The following is an 18,924-nucleotide window of genomic DNA, read 5'->3' on the forward strand; positions in this document are numbered from 1 at the left end:
TTGACTAACCGGGAGCGTCCATATATGTGTTAATTTAAGTCATTAACAATTAGCCGCTGACTATGATGACTGTTAATTTAATCAGTTTTTGATAAGCATCTCAGTTTCATTCATGTCCACCATCATGTTTAAAACCTGACCAAAGCTAGATATCATGGGGCTTTAAGCGGATGTTATGCTAAAATTGCCGTATCAGCTTTATGAATGTGCAACATATCTCATTTGTTTGACTGAGCCTAGTCGAAACCGTACCGTGATTAATGAATGAGGATACAAAATATGAGCAAATTAAATGCTGAAGAGCGTAAAGCCCGAGATAACGAACGTTTTTCACAGCGCGTGGATGAGCGTAGGGTAAAGGGGGAAGATGTTGTTGCGTACGCACTTGCCAATAAGAAAGCCTTTAAGTTTCTGACTAAATCAGAGAAATACAGCCTTAAAGAAAGACAAGCAGCGCTTTTGGAAGAAGTGAATGTTAAAGAGCAACAAGCGCTTAAGCTCAAAGAAGAGCAAGAATTAGAAAAGGTTCAAGCGGCATTTACCGAGCAGTAAACAGCAGTGCAACAATAGTAAAGAATAACGGGCATATTTTTTATTGATGCCAAATACCGCTTAAAGTGACAAGGATCCTCGTTGGAAATCCTTCGCTCCTTTGAAGGATTTCTTTAGGCATTGTGGCTAATAGCTAAATTTTGATATTTTGCCGTAAGTTAGGGTTCTCATTGATTAACAATGACTGGCCATAGTTAGTATCGATAGTTAGTATCAATTAGTTTCGTTCTGATTGATTTTCAATAACAATTTGCGAGCCTTTTTGAGCATAAAAATCCACACGAAATGTGGTGTCTAAGGTTAAGTATTCAACTTTATGCCAGTACTGAGGTGGAGAAATAGCACTGCAACCTGATTCAATCATGATCTCCTGCTCTATCTCTCCACGTCTGTCTGTGAAACCGTAAAATTTCAACTGACCCGTTAAGACATGAATTTTACCGTATACGCCAGCTTTAGTATTATGCAAGTGCAGAAACATCTTAGGGACATTTGTTTGGGTAAAAACAGCAGTGGATTTATAATGAACGAAATCATTGGGTATTGTAGACATATTATCGCCAATTCATTGAAAATAAGACGTTAAAGATAACCTTAAATTCAATTGTAAACCATGACCATTATCGATGTTTTACTAAAATGTCAGCTTATCACTAACAGGTTTCAGTTAATCATTCGTCAATCATAGCTCGCCATCGTCAATGGCAGCCTTTAATCATGCCACCCAGTGCACCGAGATAAATCGGTAGAAGATTTGAGGTGGGTGGCCATGTTCTTTGTTCTTGGCTGTCGTGTGCGAAGCCGCATGCAGGGTGGGGTTGGAGGTTAGAGACCTCCGGCTACTCGATTATGTATATATTTACTCATAACCTAAATAGTCACTTGCCTATACTGCTCAATATTCCCTTTCAATTCTTTATCAGCAAATATGATCATAGCTTCATAAAGGTGTTCAGCCATGCCGCTTTGATAATTATCATATACTGCCTTTGTAACAGGATTCGAGATAGTTTGTTCTGCTAAAATTAAATACCCCTCATATCCTATACCTTTAAAGCTATCTCCGTGAAGCTTTTTAAACAAAGAGTTCATAAGAAAATAATGTTTGTTTACTTGTTCTTGAACTTCATCAGAATCAATAGGAATAAGTAACGTTAACTTATAGTTAAAAGCCCATTCATCAGTTTGTTTTTTTGATGATTCTATTTCAAGCTCACTGAGCTCTCCAAGTGAAGAAAGCATTGAGTTATAAGAATCTTCGTCTTCCTTTAATGTTATTAGTTTGTCATTAAAACTTAATGGCATATCACTAAAAAGTAGTTCTAAATTTTTTTCACCTGCTAAAACATTCATCGTAACCTCGATACTGTTAATAATTAATTGAGTTTCTTCTTGTCGTTTTAACAGTAGCTTTTTTTGGTCACTTAAGGCTTGTACAAAACTAAACTCATTAGAATAAATTAAGTCTTTTATTTGAGTAAGGCTAAAGTCTAATTCACGATAAATAATAATTTGTTTAAGTAATGCAAGGTGTTTTTGAGTATATTCACGGTAGTGATTATCAATCCGTCGATGTGGTTTTAATAAATTAACCTTGTCGTAATAATGGAGTGTACGAATAGTAACTCCAGTTATTGCACTTAACTTACTTACACTATAAATTTTATTATCTAACATAAACTTCCAATTACTAACGGTTAATGACAAATAGAATTATCAACTATTACGTAAGGTAAGAGTCAAGCGGGATTTATCCGTTTGAACGCCTGTTAGCATACGTAGACACTAGCGCTGATTTAATGCTGCGACAGCCAAATCTGACGACTTTAATGATGCCACCCATTATTATTTCACTTTCTAGGCTAAATATCCTCTGATCATATAATTAGCTCACCTTATTGATACACATTACCTACAAAAACACTTTGAGGTGTAAATTCGTTACTCATTATAAAAATATCGATTATGTTACCTGTAAACAGGCAACAAACATGCCGAAAAAAAGTTCGGTTTGAGTTTATGCATTATGGTTATGTGGCTAAACGATTTTACTAAGCACTATCCAACCATCGTCGACAGTTAGCTGCACCTTGCCTTCGCTTACGCACTAAATGTTCGCAATACACATCAAGTTCTTCTAGCGTTCCCACAGGTCCTTTAAATAGACGACTAAAATCACTCGTGAGTTTTATCCAGTTTTCTTGAGGAATATTTAACCTTTCAAGTAGTTGCATGATAAAGAGATGGGACAGGCATAACTTTATCTTGCTTGAAATAACGGGTGTAGATACGGCTGTGAGCTTCCAAAACAGGGATGTTTTGGCAGAGCCCACACGGAAGTGCTTGCGGCGTCTCGCAGAAGTGTCTGGACATACCCCGCTGGAGGCGATAAATAAAAGTGAAGGTACGACCTTCAACATTCTACCCAAAGCCAGAAAGTCGGGACAGCCATATCTTTTGTTCTAACCACAAGGATATGTTAAAAATATTATGGGTGATGAGATGGACGCTCCCTAATTCGGCGTCAATGCGCCAAACTGATGTTGACCATTCAGTTACATTAAGGAGCGTCCACTATGAAAGTTACCACTATTGCTATCGATCTTGCAAAGAATGTATTTCAAGTACTTGGAATGACTGCAGATGCCAAGAAAGTCTATAAGATAAAGAGATGGTAAAGAGATGGGACAGGCATAACTTTATCTTGCTTGAAATAACGGGTGTAGATACGGCTGTGAGCTTCCAAAACAGGGATGTTTTGGCAGAGCCCACACGGAAGTGCTTGCGGCGTCTCGCAGAAGTGTCTGGACATACCCCGCTGGAGGCGATAAATAAAAGTGAAGGTACGACCTTCAACATTCTACCCAAAGCCAGAAAGTCGGGACAGCCATATCTTTTGTTCTAACCACAAGGATATGTTAAAAATATTATGGGTGATGAGATGGACGCTCCCTAATTCGGCGTCAATGCGCCAAACTGATGTTGACCATTCAGTTACATTAAGGAGCGTCCACTATGAAAGTTACCACTATTGCTATCGATCTTGCAAAGAATGTATTTCAAGTACTTGGAATGACTGCAGATGCCAAGAAAGTCTATAACAAACGGCTGAACAGAAATCAGCTTAAAGAGCCGTTATGCAACACGCCTGCTTGTACTGTGGTTATGGAGGCCTGTTATTCATCCCACTATTTGGGGGCGTGTCGGTTTACAATTTGGCCATAACGTTAAGTTGATACCCGCTCAACATGTTACCCCATTTGTTCGCTGCAATAAAAATGACAGTAACGATGCATTAGCTATCTTTGAAGCAAAAAGTTATGCCTGTCCTATCTCTTTCTCCCATCTCTTTCATAGGACATAAGTATGAACGTCCTAATTGTTTCTTTAATGCTAATGCATAAGTAGACATTAAGGTATTTAAAAGTAGTCCATATTGTCAATCATTAAATTTCACGTATAATTAAGTAGGCGTAAAGGTATTTAAAAGCAAGCTTTGGTGTATATATGAATGTCAGCATGGCACTTAACAAGTTACAGAATTTCGATGCGAAAGGGTTCTACGTGTTTACCAAACGTGATCTTCGAAGGTTGTTCTTTGATGATACAGATACTGCCTTTAAGCAAGGCGTTGCACGGCTGGTTAAAAGACGTTTATTAGAACAGGCTACAAAGGGTATCTATGTATATGCTTTGAGCAAGAACAAAGGCGATCGAACAATTGAAAAGATCGCTGGGGCACTGAGAAAGTATGAATACAATTACATTTCACTGGAATCTGCTCTTTCAGAATATGGTGTTATTTCTCAGATCCCTATCGATAGAATTACAGTGATGACGACAGGAAGAAAAGGAACGTTCAAGACCAGTTATGGTGTTATCGAGTTTACCCATACCAAGCGTTCGCGAATTGATATTATTGAGAACACTGTCAAAATGGTGTACCCGTTGAGGATGGCTAAAAAGGCAACGGCATATCGCGATTTAAAGCGTGTAGGTAGAAACACAGAAATGGTGGATAGGAGAGCACTTGATGAGTGAAGATTTTGGAGAATTAGTGAAAAAAGCAATGGCACAGGATGGTGTCGGGAAAATGCAGCCTGTAGTAGAAAAAGAACTGCTTCACTACGATATTCTGTTTTGCTTGGAAAAAGAAGGACTGTTGGATAATTTAGTGTTTCAGGGCGGGACATCGCTAAGGCTTTGTAGAGGAGGGAGTCGATTCAGTGAAGATTTAGATTTTGCTGGTGATGTAGATTTTTCATCTGAAAAGCTTCAAGCAATCAAAGCTTGTATTGAAAACTATATTGGAGAGCGCTATGGGCTCGAAGTGACAGTAAAAGAGCCATCGACACTAAAAAAACTATCCGAATACGCAGAGCTAAAAGTCGATAAATGGCAGGTTGCAGTAATAACCTCACCCAAACGAAAAGATTTGCCAAAGCAAAAGATAAAACTGGAAGTTGCGAACGTACCAGCACATAAGCCAGAGCCCGTCGCTTTAAACATAAATTATGACTTTTTGCCTGATAGCTATGCACAGACGATTATAATTGCTGAAAGTATCACTGAAGTCCTAGCAGATAAAATCATTTCTCTTCCTGCCACTCAAAACTACGTACGTTATCGTGATGTATGGGATTTAGTCTGGCTTATTCAGCAAGGGGCAAAGTTAGATATTGAGCTTGTTAAACAGAAGATTAAGGATTACCGTATTGAAGATTTCGAAGCAATGCTAACTTCTTTGCTTGAAAGGCTGCCTGAAATTGTAAACAGTGATGATTTCAAACAGCAAATGGAGCGATTCTTACCCTCTAATGTTGTAGGTCGCACATTGGCAGAGGAAAAGTTTGTTCAATACTTGGAGATAACATTAACTAAGCTTTTCTCTGATGTGACTGAAGAACTACATGGTGGCAAGTCAAATGAAAATCATGAGTTTAAGATGTAGCAAGGGCTCTGGGTAACCAATAAAGGTAACCTTAAATTCAATTGTAAACCATGATCATTATCGATGTTTTACACAAATATCAGCTTATCACTAACAGGTTTCAGTTAATCATTCCTGCTGACAATTGGCTCAAAATCACCACAGAGTTTGGGCAGCTATTTCATGGCCCAGTAGAGATGAAGAGATAAGAGATGGGACAGGCATAACTTCTAGATTATGTAAAAACCTTTCAGATTAGCTTTTCTAAAGAAAAAACCTTATTCAGCTTGATTGCCTTTAAACCTGCGAAACTAATAAAGGGGCAAAATGAGTTCCCCACTAAACCAAATCGAAGAGACACGCTTGCTTGAAATAACGGGTGTAGATACGGCTGTGAGCTTCCAAAACAAGGCCGGAAATGTTCCTTACATTTCTAGGCATTTCCCACATCCTTGTGGGTCAGACGTTTTGGCAGAGCTCACTGGCCTATTCAGTTCCATACTGAATTAGGCATTTCCACCGTCCGTGGCGGTCAGATGTGCTTGCGGCGACCTACACATACGTCGTTCTATAACATTCTGTTACCACGACATTGGTGTGTCCTACACGGCACCCGCTGAGCAAGTGATAGATGACCATGAAGGTTCGAGCTTAAACCACTTACCATATCCCAATATAACCTAGACCCAACAACACTAAATGTGATCAGCCTTCATTCGAAGGCTGTGGTAAATCCCAGACACAAAAAAGCCTACACAATGTAGGCTTTTTTGTTTTAATTGGTGGCCCCTCACAGACTCGAACTGTGGACCTGACGATTATGAGTCGTATGCTCTAACCAACTGAGCTAAGGGGCCTACTTAAGGAAGTCGTCACTACCGAAAGCGAACAGAAGTATACGAGGTTTAAATCCCATTGTCACCTGTGATTTGATAAGAAATGGCCACTTTGAATTCAACTGCTTATCTGTTAATCAATCTAGGCGCTTTTAGTCGAATATTACTCAAAAAAAACCTGCTAATTAAGCAGGTTTTTAGGTGATGTGTCATTCAGGCATCATTTAATGACTATTCATCCAGGAAAGATTTTAAGATCTCTGAACGAGAAGGGTGGCGCAGCTTGCGCAGGGCTTTAGCTTCAATCTGACGAATACGTTCACGAGTTACATCAAATTGTTTACCGACTTCTTCAAGGGTATGATCTGTGTTCATGTCAATACCAAAACGCATACGCAGAACTTTAGCTTCACGAGCCGTTAAACCGGCAAGGACTTCATGAGTCGCATTTCTTAAACTTTCGCCTGTTGCTGAGTCTAAAGGAAGCTCCAATGTGGTATCTTCAATGAAATCGCCTAAGTGTGAATCTTCATCATCACCAATAGGAGTTTCCATTGAGATAGGCTCTTTCGCTATCTTAAGTACCTTACGGATTTTATCTTCAGGCATTAACATACGCTCAGCCAGCTCTTCAGGACTTGGCTCACGACCCATCTCTTGCAGCATTTGACGAGAAATACGATTCAGCTTGTTGATTGTTTCAATCATGTGCACTGGAATACGGATGGTTCTTGCTTGGTCAGCAATAGAGCGAGTAATTGCCTGACGGATCCACCACGTTGCATAGGTTGAGAACTTATAACCACGACGGTATTCAAATTTGTCAACCGCCTTCATTAAGCCGATGTTACCTTCTTGGATTAAATCTAAAAATTGTAAACCACGGTTGGTGTATTTCTTAGCGATAGAGATAACGAGGCGTAAGTTCGCTTCAACCATTTCTTTTTTCGCTCGGCGAGCTTTAGCTTCACCGATGGACATGCGTCGATTGATGTCTTTGATTGATGCGATAGCAAGTCCAGTTTCGGCTTCAATGGCATCCAATTTTGCTCGACAACGGCGCACATCATGTTCGACCATTTGTAAACCTTCGACATAAGGTTTCTTAGAGGCAAGTTCTTCGTTAAACCATTCAATGCTACTTTCGTTACTGGTATAACCTTTAACGAAATTTTTCTTTGGCATTTTTGCTTGTTCAACACACAGCTTCATGATGAGACGTTCTTGAACACGTACTTTATCCATCATAGCGCGCATGTTTTTGACTAAGCGATCGAACTGCTTAGGCATAAGACGAAACTCTTTAAAGAGCTCACCAATTTCAAACAGTGCTAGGGTAGACTCTGGATGACCACGACCTTTAAGTGCGATAATTCTCAGTGTATTTTCGTGTACTTCTCTTAACTGAGTGAAACGCTCTTTGGCTTCTTCAGGATCAGGACCTTTTGGGCCTTCCTCTTCGTCATCTGCATCTACATCAGTTTCACTATCTTCATCATCTAATTCTTCTTCAGATAGCTCAGAACCTATATGAGTCGCAGTTGGTGCAACATCTTCAGCATTTGGGTCGACAAAACCTGAAATGATGTCAGATAGGCGGACTTCTTCGGCTTCGTAACGATCAAATTGCTCAAGGATCATCGCGATTGCTTGTGGGTATTCAGCCACCGATGCTTGAACAGTATTGATGCCTTCTTCGATCCGTTTGGCGATAACAATCTCACCTTCACGGGTTAGCAGTTCAACGGTGCCCATTTCACGCATATACATACGTACTGGATCGGTTGTGCGGCCTAACTCGGCTTCTACAGTAGCAAGCGCAGCAGCAGCTTCTTCGGCAGCATCATCATCGGTGCTGTCCTCAGACATCATGATATCATCAGCATCCGGAGCCTGTTCGTAGACGCGAATACCCATGTCATTAATCATCTGGACAATATCTTCGATCTGTTCAGCATCGACCATATCTGCAGGTAAGTGGTCGTTCACTTCTGCATAGGTTAAGTAACCTTGCTCTTTACCTTTGGCAAGCAACAATTTAAGTTGCGACTGAGGAGTGTGCTCCATAGATATCATCCAAGTTGGGTAACGGTTAAAACGGCGCGCATTTATTGCTGCGCAAAACGTCAATTATAGCCTTGTGTGTTTCAGTGTTCTAGTCAAAAAGCATAATTTTAAGGCATTATGTGCCTTAATGTTAACCTTTTATGACAGCGATAAGCTTAGTTAGCTGTATCCTTTCTTCTTTAGTATGGTTCTGTTTTAGACTCAATTCCTGATATCGCTGTTCAATATACTGATTATTGAGCCAGATTAAGGTTTTTTTAAACTCAAGTTGCAAGTTTTCATCCGCCACTTGGTGATCCCATTGGGTCAGTTTTTTAAGGGTGTTGAGTTGATTATTCCCCCTAAATTGTTCAAGTAGTTGTGCGCTGTTTTTGACTTGTACTCGAGTCATGTCTAATAAGAGAGCTAGCAATTCTATACCGGCCATCTTTATGTGTTTCAGTGCGGTTTGCTCATGCAAACCTTCACCTAAAAGAGGATTTTGTACTAGCAATGCAATGGCTAATCGCAGTGGTGTTCCTCGTCCTTTTAATGCTTTTGTTTGAAGTGGTTTTGCTTGCTCCTTAGAGGAGAAGCCCAACTTCCGTCTTAGCTCTTCTGCATCGTTCATTCCCAGTTTATAGGCTAGATTTTCTAGCAATAAGCTTTGTAAAACGGTGTCTTGAACTTTTTCAATCAGTTTGATGGCCTGTTTGGCTAGCGTGCCTTTATCTGAACTATGTTGTTTGGCTAGGGTTTCAAAAAGAAACTCAGGCAGTAATTGTGCTTCATCAATTTGTTGTTCAAATTTCTCTTTTCCTACCTGGCGAACCATGGTGTCTGGATCTTCACCTTCAGGCAGAAACATAAACTTGACCTGAACACCCGGTTTGAGCAGAGGCAGTGCGGTTTCAAGTGCCCGCCATGCTGCCTCGATTCCAGCTTTGTCACCATCGTAGCAACAGATGACGTCTTTGGCTGTACGCAGTAACAGTTGAAATTGTTCTGCTGTAGTCGATGTCCCTAATGAGGCTACTGCGTAGTCAACATCGAATTGTGCCAGTGCGACGACATCCATATACCCTTCGACAATAAGCACTCTTTGTGGATCTCGATGTCGCTGTTTTAGCTCATAGAGGCCATAAAGCTCATTGCCCTTATGAAATATGGGCGTTTCTGGAGAATTCAAGTACTTTGGTGTTCCATCGCCTAAAACTCGACCACCAAAACCGATCACTCGGCCTCTTCTATCTCGAATGGGAAACATAAGTCTGTCACGAAATCTATCGTAACGTTTGCCATTATCATTTTTTATGACCATTCCAGCGGTCAGTAACTTGTCTTGTGCATCCTGATTTTGACGGTAGCGGCTTAATAAGCCATCCCAGCCATCGGGTGCAAATCCAATATTGAAATGGTCAACCACTTCATTGGAAAGTCCTCGATGTAATAAATAATCAAGCACCTTTTGTTTATCATTATTCTGTCTAAGCTGATGTTGAAAATAGAGACTTGCTTCTTCCATTAACTGGTATAAATCACGACTTAATCCTTCGTCGCGCTTAGGCCCAGTTCCTTGCTCTCTTGGGACGTCAACACCAAGTTGTCCAGCAAGGTCTTCAATGGCATCAATAAAATCGAGTCTGTCATACTCCATCACGAAATCGATGACGTTGCCATGTGCTCCACATCCGAAGCAATGGTAAAATTGCTTATCCCGGCTTACGGTAAAAGAGGGGGATTTTTCACTATGGAAAGGGCAACAGGCAGAGTGATTCTTACCCGCTTTTTTTAGGGGTACTTTAGCGTCGATAAGATCAACGATATCAATACGAGCTACCAGCTCATTGATGAAATCACGAGGTATCGCCATTAGTCAGTCATTAATACCTTTCGCGAAGAGAAAACAATACGTATAAACAAACAAGCCGCGCAAGAGCACGGCTTGTTCACGCATAAAACTAAAATTACTTAAGTTTAGCTCTGATCATGGTGCCAATGACGGCCATATCAGCTCTTCCTAAGACTTTAGGTTTTAATGCTCCCATTACTTTACCCATATCCGCCATGGAGGATGCTTGCATTTCATCAATGCTTGCATCAACTAGCTGAACAATTTCCTCTTCGGAAAGAGGCTGAGGCAGAAAATCTTCAAGAACTTTGATTTCTGCTGCTTCAATTGCTGCTAATTCATCACGTCCGGCAGCACTGTATTGTGCAATCGAATCACGACGCTGTTTAACCATTTTGGTTAAGACCGCTATAGCTTGCTCGTTAGTCAGATTTTCGCGGGTATCCACTTCAATCTGCTTAACAGCTGCTAGTGCCATACGAATCGTTCCCAAGCGCAGCTTTTCTTTAGCGCGCATAGCATCTTTCATTTGGTCTTTTAGCTGATCAATTAGGCTCATAAGAGATTAGTATAAACGTACGCGACGAGCGTTTTCGCGTGAAAGTTTTTTAGCAAGACGTTTAATAGCAGCGGCTTTAGCACGCTTACGGCAAGTTGTTGGCTTTTCGTAAAACTCACGAGCACGAACATCAGCTAAAATACCAGCTTTTTCACAAGAGCGCTTAAAACGACGTAGAGCTACGTCAAATGGTTCGTTATCGCGTACTTTAATTATTGGCATACGCCATCACCCCTTAGGTGTAGTTGTTGGAGCCAATTACTCGACTCTAGTTAATTTAAAAATGGTGCGGAATTCTATACCGAGTCCGGGCACTTTGTAAAGTGAATATTGCGATTGCGATTAAGTTCTTATGTTCTGTTATTGTTATCTTATTAAGACTAGTCGCATTTTCAGCTTGATAAGTGCAGATTATACCTGCATTTTTATTGAGTTACTTGATTATAACGATTTATCAAATAATGGGGTTTTTGATGAGCGCTTTGTATTTAAAATTGTTTTATTGGCATGTTGGGCCGATCAGCTAGAAATGTGTCCGGATTATATTGGTATAAAGGAGAAACTGCAGTAGAATTGCAGCCTATTTTGACTGCTTGACGGGATATGATGCGAGTTTTAGGTATTGAAACATCTTGCGATGAAACTGGAGTTGCTGTTTATGATGACAAGCTAGGCTTGTTATCGCATGTATTATACAGTCAGGTTAAACTTCATGCAGATTATGGTGGTGTTGTCCCTGAATTAGCCTCGAGGGACCATGTTAGAAAAATCGTTCCTCTTGTGAGACAAGTGTTACTTGAGGCTAATTGTACGTTAGATGATATTGATGGTGTGGCCTATACCAAAGGACCTGGACTCGTCGGTGCTCTGTTGGTTGGTGCGTGTATGGGCAGAGCATTAGCTTACTCTTGGGGCAAGCCTGCTATTGGGGTTCATCATATGGAGGGGCACCTATTAGCCCCCATGCTGGAAGATAATGCCCCCGAATACCCATTTTTAGCTTTGTTAGTGTCTGGTGGCCATTCAATGCTGGTTGCCGTTGAAGGCATTGGCGAATATGAAGTATTAGGTGAGTCGGTCGATGATGCCGCTGGTGAAGCGTTTGATAAAACAGCCAAGTTAATGGGATTAGATTATCCAGGTGGACCACGTTTAGCCAAACTCGCGGCTAAAGGTGAAGCTGGACATTATCGTTTTCCAAGGCCAATGACAGATAAGCCAGGCCTTAATTTTAGCTTTTCTGGTTTAAAAACATTCGCAGCCAATACTATCGCCTCTGAGCCTGATGATGAGCAAACTCGGGCTAATATTGCACTTGCGTTTGAAGAAGCTGTGGTTGATACCTTGTCAATTAAGTGTCGCCGTGCATTAAAGCAAACAGGGTATAATAATTTAGTGATTGCTGGTGGCGTCAGTGCCAACACGCGTTTACGCACCTCATTGGCTGAGATGATGACATCGCTTAATGGTAAGGTCTATTACCCTAGAAGTGAATTCTGCACTGATAATGGTGCCATGATAGCGTATGCGGGTTTACAACGGCTAAAAGCGGGTCAAACTGATGATTTAGCAGTGAAAGGTGTTCCTCGTTGGCCACTTGACTCATTGCCTTCTTTGGTTGATGAGTGAAGTCTGTGTTACTGTTTGCTATTTTGCTTTTTACGTGAAAACCTCGATTCTTCACCTTTAAGCAATCGGCGAATATTGTCTTTATGGCGGATAAGAATTAAAGCAGATAGCATGGCCACTGGGATGACAAATCTATCATCCAGATACCAAGTATAAAATGGTGCGAGCAATGCTGTTACGATGGCTGCAAGGGAAGAATAGCGGCAAAGCATTAGTATGAAAATCCAACTTCCGATTAAAAGTAGTGCCAGTTCAGGGCCGATAGGCGCCATTGCACCAAAGGCGGTAGCCACGCCTTTGCCTCCTTTAAAATGAAAAAATAGGGGGAATATATGTCCAAGGCAGGCTGCAACGGCAATGATCCCCAATGCAAAAGAATCGAGTCCTAAGCGAAAGGCGATATAAGCAGGTAAGGCGCCTTTGAGCATGTCAAAAAATAGTACGAGTGCTGCAGCGCTCGCGCCGCCAATACGGAGCACATTGGTCGCCCCAGGGTTACCAGAGCCTTGAGTTCTTGGATCGGCAAGACCGCGCAAGCGACACACGAGTACTGCACTTGAAATCGACCCCGCGAGATAGGCTAATAATATCATTCCTAACGTCAGTGCTGTTATGGTCAAATTGGTTTCCTTATCCGTCTTAAGGTATCATCTGGCCACAATACTTTCAGCTTACATTTATCTTGTGTTGCTCTAGATAATGAGAGTGAGTTAGGCAGTTAAAGTATTAAGGTTAAATGACACATTATTGGCACTAGCAAGGTATTATGTGTCTTTGCTATTGAAATCTGTTTTTTTCGTTAGTCACTAGACAATATCACTGATTAGAGCGGGATTATATCTTCTTTATTCGATTTAGCTTATCTAAACTAAGTGATTGACATTGAGTATTGCGACTATTTAATAAGTTTTATCATCGAGGATGTTATGGATAAGGTGTTAATCAGGCAGTTAAAAATTGAAACCATTATCGGTATTTATGAGTGGGAAAAACAAATCCATCAGACCTTGTTGGTCGATCTCGATATGGCTTGGGATAATAGGCCTGCCGCTGCAACTGATGATCACCAGCATGCGCTTTGCTATGAAACAGTATCAAATCGCTTAACGGCACTGATCACTGAAAAACCGATTGAACTGATTGAGACAGCGGCAGAGATGATTGCTAGCTGTGTAATGACAGAGTTTACTGTACCTTGGGTTAAGGTGACGCTAATGAAGCCTGGGGCAGTACCAACAGCAGCTGCAGTTGGCGTTGCAATAGAGCGAGGGCATGGTTAATGAGTGCAAGAATATTTATTAGTTTGGGCAGTAATATTGAACCTGAGCGCTACATTAAGGCCGCATTAGACGAGTTGAGTCGTCATTTTAACCATTTGCTTTGTTCATCGGTTTTTGAGAGCGAATCAGTGGGCTTTGCCGGATGTAACTTTTTGAATATGGTGGTTGCTGCAGACACTGAGCTGAGTATTGGTGAAGTGGTTGCTGTGTTTAAGCAAATAGAACAAGCTCATGGACGAATAGCAAGTGCTAAAAAGTTTTCAGCAAGAAGTCTGGATCTTGATCTACTGCTTTATAATGATGTCATAAGCCAAGATCCTATCGAACTGCCTAGAGCTGAAATTTTAACCAATGCTTTTGTGTTATGGCCTTTAGCTGAAATTGCTCCCGAGCTTATCCATCAAGGAGTTGGAAAGAGTTACCAATCCTTGTGGGATGAGTACGATAAGACTCGTCAGAAGCTGTGGCCTATTCCGTTTACGTGCCCACAAATGGCATAGTTGAACGTTTTTTCGACTTCATTGGCTCATCAATAAACGATTAATGTTAAAGGATATTCATGGACACTTTCCAGGTCATTGTATTGGCGCTTATTCAAGGCTTGACCGAGTTTTTACCAATTTCAAGTTCAGCGCACCTTATTTTACCTTCGCAAATCTTGGGTTGGGAAGATCAAGGGCTAGCATTTGATGTGGCGGTTCATATCGGTTCATTGTTAGCGGTCGTGCTCTACTTTCGTCAAGAAGTCGTCTCCTTATTGACCGCTTGGTTTGCTAGCCTTGTTAAGGGGCAGCATAATGATGATAGCAAGCTCGCTTGGTGGATTATTTTAGCCACTTTGCCTGCTGTTATCTTGGGTTTTGCTTTGAAAGATATGATAGAGCTGTATTTACGTGGCCCAGGTGTTATCGCAATCACGACGGTTATCTTTGGCTTACTCTTGTGGTGGGCTGACAGAATGTCACGTCTTGAACTGACTGAATATCAGACAGGTTGGAAAAAAGCGTTATTAATTGGTTTTGCTCAAGCGCTCGCGCTGATACCGGGAACATCACGTTCTGGTGCCACGATCACGGCAGCGTTAATGTTAGGCTTAGGCCGTGAAGCGGCGGCACGATTTTCTTTTTTAATGTCGATCCCTGTGATATTGGGCGCAGCGATGTTGATGGGTAAAGATCTGCTAGAAAGCGGCCATGTTATCGATTATTCCTCATTGGCGCTGGGTGTTGGCGTGTCATTTGTTGCCGCTTATCTGTGTATTCATTTATTTTTGAAAATTATTAGCCGTATGGGAATGACCCCATTTGTTATTTATCGTCTGGCTCTAGGTGCATTCTTATGTGCCTTTATATTTATGTAACATAAGAGAAATCATGAAAAGTCTTTATCTTTGCCCTGTGTGTGATCAACCTCTGTTAATTCATGAGGCATCTCAAGGGCTACACTGCTGTAAAAAACACCATTTTGATAAAAGTGACAACGGCTACTGGGTTTTTAATCAAGCTAAGAAACCACAGATTGATTCAAGACAAATAATGAGAGCTAAGCGTTTCTTATTGGAATCGGGAATATTTCTCCCAGTGGTTGAAAGCATCCAAACCATGATAGAGCAAGTAACATTTGCTGATGGAGCCATTAACTATTTAGATTATGACTGCGGTGAAGGGTATTATTTAAGAACCATCAAACAAAAGTTAGCGTTGAGTATAGAGGGCAAGGCGCTTACCTCAAGATGGAATACTTATGGGATCACCGAGGCTGAAAATGCGCTGTTTTCAGCAGCAAAAATTCAATCTGAAACTCACTTAGACACTGAAAGTGATGCCACGTATGGTACTGACAGTCACTTTATTGTCAGCACGCTAAAGAAGCTACCTTTAGCTAATGAAAGCTTTGATTTAATCACTTTAATAGATAAACAACTTAAAGGAAAAGAGCTCATTCGGGTATTAAAACCCAATGGATTGCTAATACAAGTGTCGCCTGCGCCGCGTCACTTATGGCAGATAAAATCTGAGGTATACCCAGATCTAACGGAAAAAGAGCTTATCTTGCCTCATGCTAGTGAGCTAGAATTACTGCAAACTGAGCGGGTACGTTTTACCTTGGGGGCAGAGGGGAGCCAAGCGATAGCTTTACTTGAAATGACACCTTATGCTTGGAGAGCCAATGATAAGGTACGTAAAAAGTTGGCCACGAATGCTTATGAAGCGTTAGAAATTGATTTTATTATTAGTTTATCTAGGAAGAAATGATCCTCAGCACAGGTGTTAGTAAGCTGTCTGTGGTTAAGCATGAATATACGTCATGGTTTTTAAATCAAAATAAGCATTAAATATCTATTAGGAAATCGAGTTTATTATGATACGAGTTATGCTGTTGTTTATTTTAAGTGTAATTTCTACATTGGCTGTAGCTAATGTGTATTCTTTACCTGAAAAGGGAAGTCGACTCATTGGAGAAATCCAACAACATGTAGTCGTGAAAGGGGATTTTTTTCAAACCATCGCGAAGCAATACAATGTGGGGATTCTTGAATTAATCGAAACCAACCCTGGGGTTGATCCATTCTTGCCCACGGTTGGCACTAAACTGATTATTCCCACGCAGATGTTATTACCAGATGTACCACGCAAAGGAATCGTGATCAACTTACCTGAATTGCGGCTTTACTACTTTCCTAACAAGGGTAAAGAAGTGCATGTTTTTCCTGTTGGTATTGGCCGTATTGGCCGCGAAACACCAGAAATGGTGACGAAAATTAAGGCTAGGATCCCTAACCCTAATTGGACGCCGCCAGCGAGTATTCGTCAAGCCCATTTAGAAGAGCTCGGTGAGATACTTCCTCGGGTGGTACCGGCAGGCCCTGATAACCCGCTGGGTGATTATGCAATGCAGTTATCTTATGGTGATGGTAGTTACCTTATTCATGGCACCAATAAAAATTTTGGTATAGGGATGCGAGTGAGCTCTGGCTGTGTACGTTTAAACCCTGATGACATTGAATGGCTATTTAATCAAACTAAATATGGCGATTCGGTCAGGATCATCAATCAAACGGTGAAAGTGTCAGCAGAGCCGGACGGCAGTCAGATAATCGAGGTTCATTCTGCGTTGTCTAAATCAGAATCCGCTGTTGATCAAACTAAAACGGTGACCATGTCTGCAGGGGTGGTTAAATTTATCAGCCAAGCTGATGTTGATAACATTAAAGCCAATGACGCCTTACTGACTCAAAATGGGTTACCGGTGGATATCAGTCAGTAAATAATCCGCATTGAATCATTAATATGGAACTGAGCGTTCTTTGTGGGCGCTTTTTATTGTTTGAAATTTGAGAAGTGTGGGTTGGGAGATTGATAAGTATGACGTTGTTGTGAGGTGAAATGTTATATTTTGATAGGTAAGTAGATAAACGGCTATGTAGGATAAATATCGTATCGGCAACACAAATATGCTGCCGATACTGACAAATTACTTCTTGTAAGAAGAAGCAACATTGTCAATGCGATCGTTTGCACGCTTAGCTTCTGCTTGAGCATCCATAGCTGCAGCTTTTGCATCTTTAACATCTGCAGAAAGAGCGCCTTGCTCTGACTTAAGTGCGCTAACTTCTGAAGACAGTTGGTCAATTTTGTTACCAAGATTATTATTACTTTCTTCAAGCGCTGTCGTGTTTGCACAGCCACCTAGAAGGGCAGTCATTGCTACACCAGCAATCATAAGTACTTTTTTGTTCATTGGAAAATCCCTTGATATAGGTTGGATTAATTAGCACAGCTGTACAGTACAACTGAACAGGTTAATTATGTCATAGCTAATAGATATTGCTATGAATTTTCACCCTAAGACATGATTACCTTAGTGAATATGTAAAAAAATGCAAGTTGAACAGCATTTTTTTTGGAAAATGACGACATTTGGTTCACACTTTTAATTTATATCGTTATCAAGTAAGCGTTAATTTAGACAAGATTCTTAAATTCGTTTTTAAATTTGGTGATGACTTTAATACGCTCAAGTCGCAGTTGCTGCTTAATTTCAGCACCGAGAAACCCCGCTTCTATGATTGGCTTTACAGCAACTGAATTAGCAGCGTTAAACACCTCTTTCACATACTGAGCTTGCGGGTAAATGTCATGCTCGAAACCTAATCTTCCTTTTGAGTCTGCTTCACAGGCTGTAATCAGTTGCTCAAGCCTATGTGGTTTACGCCATAAGTCAGCCTTGTCAAATATTTTCATTAAGGTTTCGGGACGAAGTTCATTGATATTGTGGATATTTTGGTGTTGATCACACACGAGCAGTGCTAGGTCACGGTAGTCATTTGGCACTTTGATCCGCGCACAAAAGGCTTTGATCACCGCTAAGCCAGTTTGGCCGTGGCCATGATGTTTTGGGAGTGAATCTTTAGGACTTAATGCTTTGCCCACATCATGGAGTAATGCCGCAAAGCGAACGCTATTGTCATTGGATAATTTAGCCGCTTGTTCAAGCACCATCAAGGTATGTATACCAGTGTCTATTTCCGGATGCCACTTTTCTGGCTGAGGGATCCCGAACAGGGCATTAATCTCTGGAAAAAGTATTTCAAGTGCCTGGCATTGCCTAAGCACTTCAATAAAGATATGTGGGCTGTCGGTTGCAAGTGCCTTATCCAGTTCGAGAAAAATGCGTTCAGGCGTCAAGGCTTGGAGTTCCCCACTATGACTTATCTGTGTCATTAATGCCAGGGTGTCATCAGCAACAGTAAAGCCTAATACATGAAAACGGGCGGCAAACCGAGCGACTCTCAATACGCGTAAGGGGTCTTCTATAAATGTACCAGAGACGTGACGCAGCTGTTTGTTGTTAATATCTGCTACACCTCCGTAGGGATCAAACAATGTTCCTGTATCATCTTGTGCTATGGCGTTAATGGTGAGATCCCGGCGCAGAAGATCTTCTTCTAGTGTCACATCAGGATCCGCATTACAGCTAAACCCATTATAGCCGGGTTCAGTCTTTCGCTCTGTGCGGGCTAGAGCATATTCTTGTTGGGTTTTGGGGTGCAAAAAAACCGGAAAGTCTTTGCCTACCTGTTTGTAGCCTTGATCAAGCATCTGCTCAGGTGTCGTACCTACCACCATATAATCGCGATCTTTAATGGGAAGTTTAAGCAAGTTATCGCGAACTGCGCCGCCAACGAGGTAAATTTTCACTATTGGATTCAGTCTGTCTTTCAATGCAATGAATGAAGC

18 protein-coding genes, 1 tRNA gene and 2 pseudogenes are annotated in these 18,924 nt (G+C 41.2%); 10 read left to right on the forward strand and 11 right to left on the reverse strand.

Going from position 1 to position 18,924, the window contains the following annotated elements; all coding sequences use genetic code 11:
• The first annotated feature begins 279 nt into the window (after positions 1-279).
• Positions 280-552: a DNA polymerase III subunit epsilon gene (locus tag HQQ94_RS06625; RefSeq protein WP_173293674.1), complete on the forward strand. Its 273-nt coding sequence runs from the start codon at positions 280-282 to the stop codon at positions 550-552.
• Between the two features lie 217 nt (positions 553-769).
• Here HQQ94_RS06625 and HQQ94_RS06630 read toward each other — a convergent pair whose 3' ends face one another.
• The 3 genes and pseudogenes from HQQ94_RS06630 to HQQ94_RS06640 all read right to left on the reverse strand — a co-directional run.
• Positions 770-1,105, reverse strand: a complete 336-nt coding sequence (locus HQQ94_RS06630) for a DUF1971 domain-containing protein (RefSeq protein WP_173293675.1) — start codon at positions 1,103-1,105, stop codon at positions 770-772.
• Positions 1,106-1,422: 317 nt separating this feature from the next.
• Positions 1,423-2,229, reverse strand: coding sequence for a MerR family transcriptional regulator (locus HQQ94_RS06635; protein WP_173293676.1), 807 nt, complete (start codon positions 2,227-2,229; stop codon positions 1,423-1,425).
• A 374-nt stretch (positions 2,230-2,603) separates the two neighbouring features.
• A pseudogene (locus tag HQQ94_RS06640) lies at positions 2,604-2,783 on the reverse strand (transposase); the annotation flags it as partial.
• Positions 2,784-3,567: 784 nt separating this feature from the next.
• Between HQQ94_RS06640 and HQQ94_RS06645 the strand changes: the two are divergent.
• The 3 genes and pseudogenes from HQQ94_RS06645 to HQQ94_RS06655 all read left to right on the forward strand — a co-directional run.
• Positions 3,568-3,865, forward strand: a pseudogene (locus tag HQQ94_RS06645) (IS110 family transposase); the annotation flags it as partial.
• A 194-nt stretch (positions 3,866-4,059) separates the two neighbouring features.
• Positions 4,060-4,593 carry a type IV toxin-antitoxin system AbiEi family antitoxin gene (gene abiEi / locus HQQ94_RS06650; RefSeq protein WP_173293677.1) on the forward strand — a complete coding sequence of 178 codons (534 nt, stop codon included), beginning with the start codon at positions 4,060-4,062 and terminating at the stop codon, positions 4,591-4,593.
• The gene (locus tag HQQ94_RS06655) at positions 4,586-5,503 is read left to right on the forward strand and encodes a nucleotidyl transferase AbiEii/AbiGii toxin family protein (protein WP_173293678.1); all 918 of its coding nucleotides are present in this window, start codon (positions 4,586-4,588) and stop codon (positions 5,501-5,503) included. Before abiEi ends, HQQ94_RS06655 begins: the two co-directional genes overlap by 8 nt.
• Before the next feature lie 759 nt (positions 5,504-6,262).
• On the opposite strand, the gene HQQ94_RS06660 is transcribed toward HQQ94_RS06655, so the two are convergent.
• The 5 genes from HQQ94_RS06660 to rpsU all read right to left on the reverse strand — a co-directional run bounded on the left by HQQ94_RS06660 (position 6,263) and on the right by rpsU (position 10,997).
• Positions 6,263-6,339 (reverse strand) — tRNA-Ile (locus HQQ94_RS06660).
• A gap of 210 nt (positions 6,340-6,549) precedes the next feature.
• The gene (rpoD, locus tag HQQ94_RS06665) at positions 6,550-8,385 is read right to left on the reverse strand and encodes an RNA polymerase sigma factor RpoD (RefSeq protein WP_173296548.1); all 1,836 of its coding nucleotides are present in this window, start codon (positions 8,383-8,385) and stop codon (positions 6,550-6,552) included.
• A gap of 130 nt (positions 8,386-8,515) precedes the next feature.
• Positions 8,516-10,237 (reverse strand): DNA primase, encoded by a 1,722-nt coding sequence (dnaG, locus tag HQQ94_RS06670; protein ID WP_173293679.1) that lies wholly within the window; start codon positions 10,235-10,237, stop codon positions 8,516-8,518.
• 94 nt (positions 10,238-10,331) lie between these two features.
• Positions 10,332-10,775, reverse strand: coding sequence for a GatB/YqeY domain-containing protein (locus HQQ94_RS06675; RefSeq protein WP_173293680.1), 444 nt, complete (start codon positions 10,773-10,775; stop codon positions 10,332-10,334).
• Between the two features lie 6 nt (positions 10,776-10,781).
• Positions 10,782-10,997: a 30S ribosomal protein S21 gene (gene rpsU / locus HQQ94_RS06680; protein ID WP_173293681.1), complete on the reverse strand. Its 216-nt coding sequence runs from the start codon at positions 10,995-10,997 to the stop codon at positions 10,782-10,784.
• 384 nt (positions 10,998-11,381) lie between these two features.
• Here rpsU and tsaD point away from each other — a divergent pair, with 384 nt between their 5' ends.
• Positions 11,382-12,404 carry a tRNA (adenosine(37)-N6)-threonylcarbamoyltransferase complex transferase subunit TsaD gene (gene tsaD, locus HQQ94_RS06685; RefSeq protein WP_173296549.1) on the forward strand — a complete coding sequence of 341 codons (1,023 nt, stop codon included), beginning with the start codon at positions 11,382-11,384 and terminating at the stop codon, positions 12,402-12,404.
• An 8-nt stretch (positions 12,405-12,412) separates the two neighbouring features.
• Here tsaD and plsY read toward each other — a convergent pair whose 3' ends face one another.
• Entirely contained in the window at positions 12,413-13,024 is a 612-nt protein-coding gene (plsY, locus tag HQQ94_RS06690) for a glycerol-3-phosphate 1-O-acyltransferase PlsY (RefSeq protein ID WP_173293682.1), read from the reverse strand.
• A gap of 306 nt (positions 13,025-13,330) precedes the next feature.
• On the opposite strand from plsY, the gene folB reads away from it, so the two are divergent.
• From folB to HQQ94_RS06715, 5 genes are all read left to right on the forward strand, one after another.
• Entirely contained in the window at positions 13,331-13,684 is a 354-nt protein-coding gene (folB, locus tag HQQ94_RS06695; protein ID WP_173293683.1) for a dihydroneopterin aldolase, read from the forward strand.
• Positions 13,684-14,184: a 2-amino-4-hydroxy-6-hydroxymethyldihydropteridine diphosphokinase gene (gene folK, locus HQQ94_RS06700; protein ID WP_173293684.1), complete on the forward strand. Its 501-nt coding sequence runs from the start codon at positions 13,684-13,686 to the stop codon at positions 14,182-14,184. The genes folB and folK overlap by 1 nt, the downstream gene beginning before the upstream one ends.
• 59 nt (positions 14,185-14,243) lie before the next feature.
• Positions 14,244-15,044: an undecaprenyl-diphosphate phosphatase gene (locus HQQ94_RS06705; RefSeq protein WP_173293685.1), complete on the forward strand. Its 801-nt coding sequence runs from the start codon at positions 14,244-14,246 to the stop codon at positions 15,042-15,044.
• A 13-nt stretch (positions 15,045-15,057) separates the two neighbouring features.
• Positions 15,058-15,939 carry an SAM-dependent methyltransferase gene (locus tag HQQ94_RS06710; RefSeq protein ID WP_173293686.1) on the forward strand — a complete coding sequence of 294 codons (882 nt, stop codon included), beginning with the start codon at positions 15,058-15,060 and terminating at the stop codon, positions 15,937-15,939.
• A 106-nt stretch (positions 15,940-16,045) separates the two neighbouring features.
• Positions 16,046-16,951 (forward strand): L,D-transpeptidase family protein, encoded by a 906-nt coding sequence (locus HQQ94_RS06715; RefSeq protein WP_173293687.1) that lies wholly within the window; start codon positions 16,046-16,048, stop codon positions 16,949-16,951.
• A gap of 207 nt (positions 16,952-17,158) precedes the next feature.
• Here the strand turns inward: HQQ94_RS06715 and HQQ94_RS06720 are convergent, their stop codons facing one another.
• Entirely contained in the window at positions 17,159-17,425 is a 267-nt protein-coding gene (locus HQQ94_RS06720; protein ID WP_173293688.1) for an Lpp/OprI family alanine-zipper lipoprotein, read from the reverse strand.
• Between the two features lie 224 nt (positions 17,426-17,649).
• Positions 17,650-18,885, reverse strand: a complete 1,236-nt coding sequence (locus HQQ94_RS06725; RefSeq protein WP_173293689.1) for a multifunctional CCA addition/repair protein — start codon at positions 18,883-18,885, stop codon at positions 17,650-17,652.
• Positions 18,886-18,924 lie beyond the last annotated feature (39 nt).

This window comes from Shewanella sp. VB17, from assembly GCF_013248905.1.
GTDB lineage: Bacteria > Pseudomonadota > Gammaproteobacteria > Enterobacterales > Shewanellaceae > Shewanella.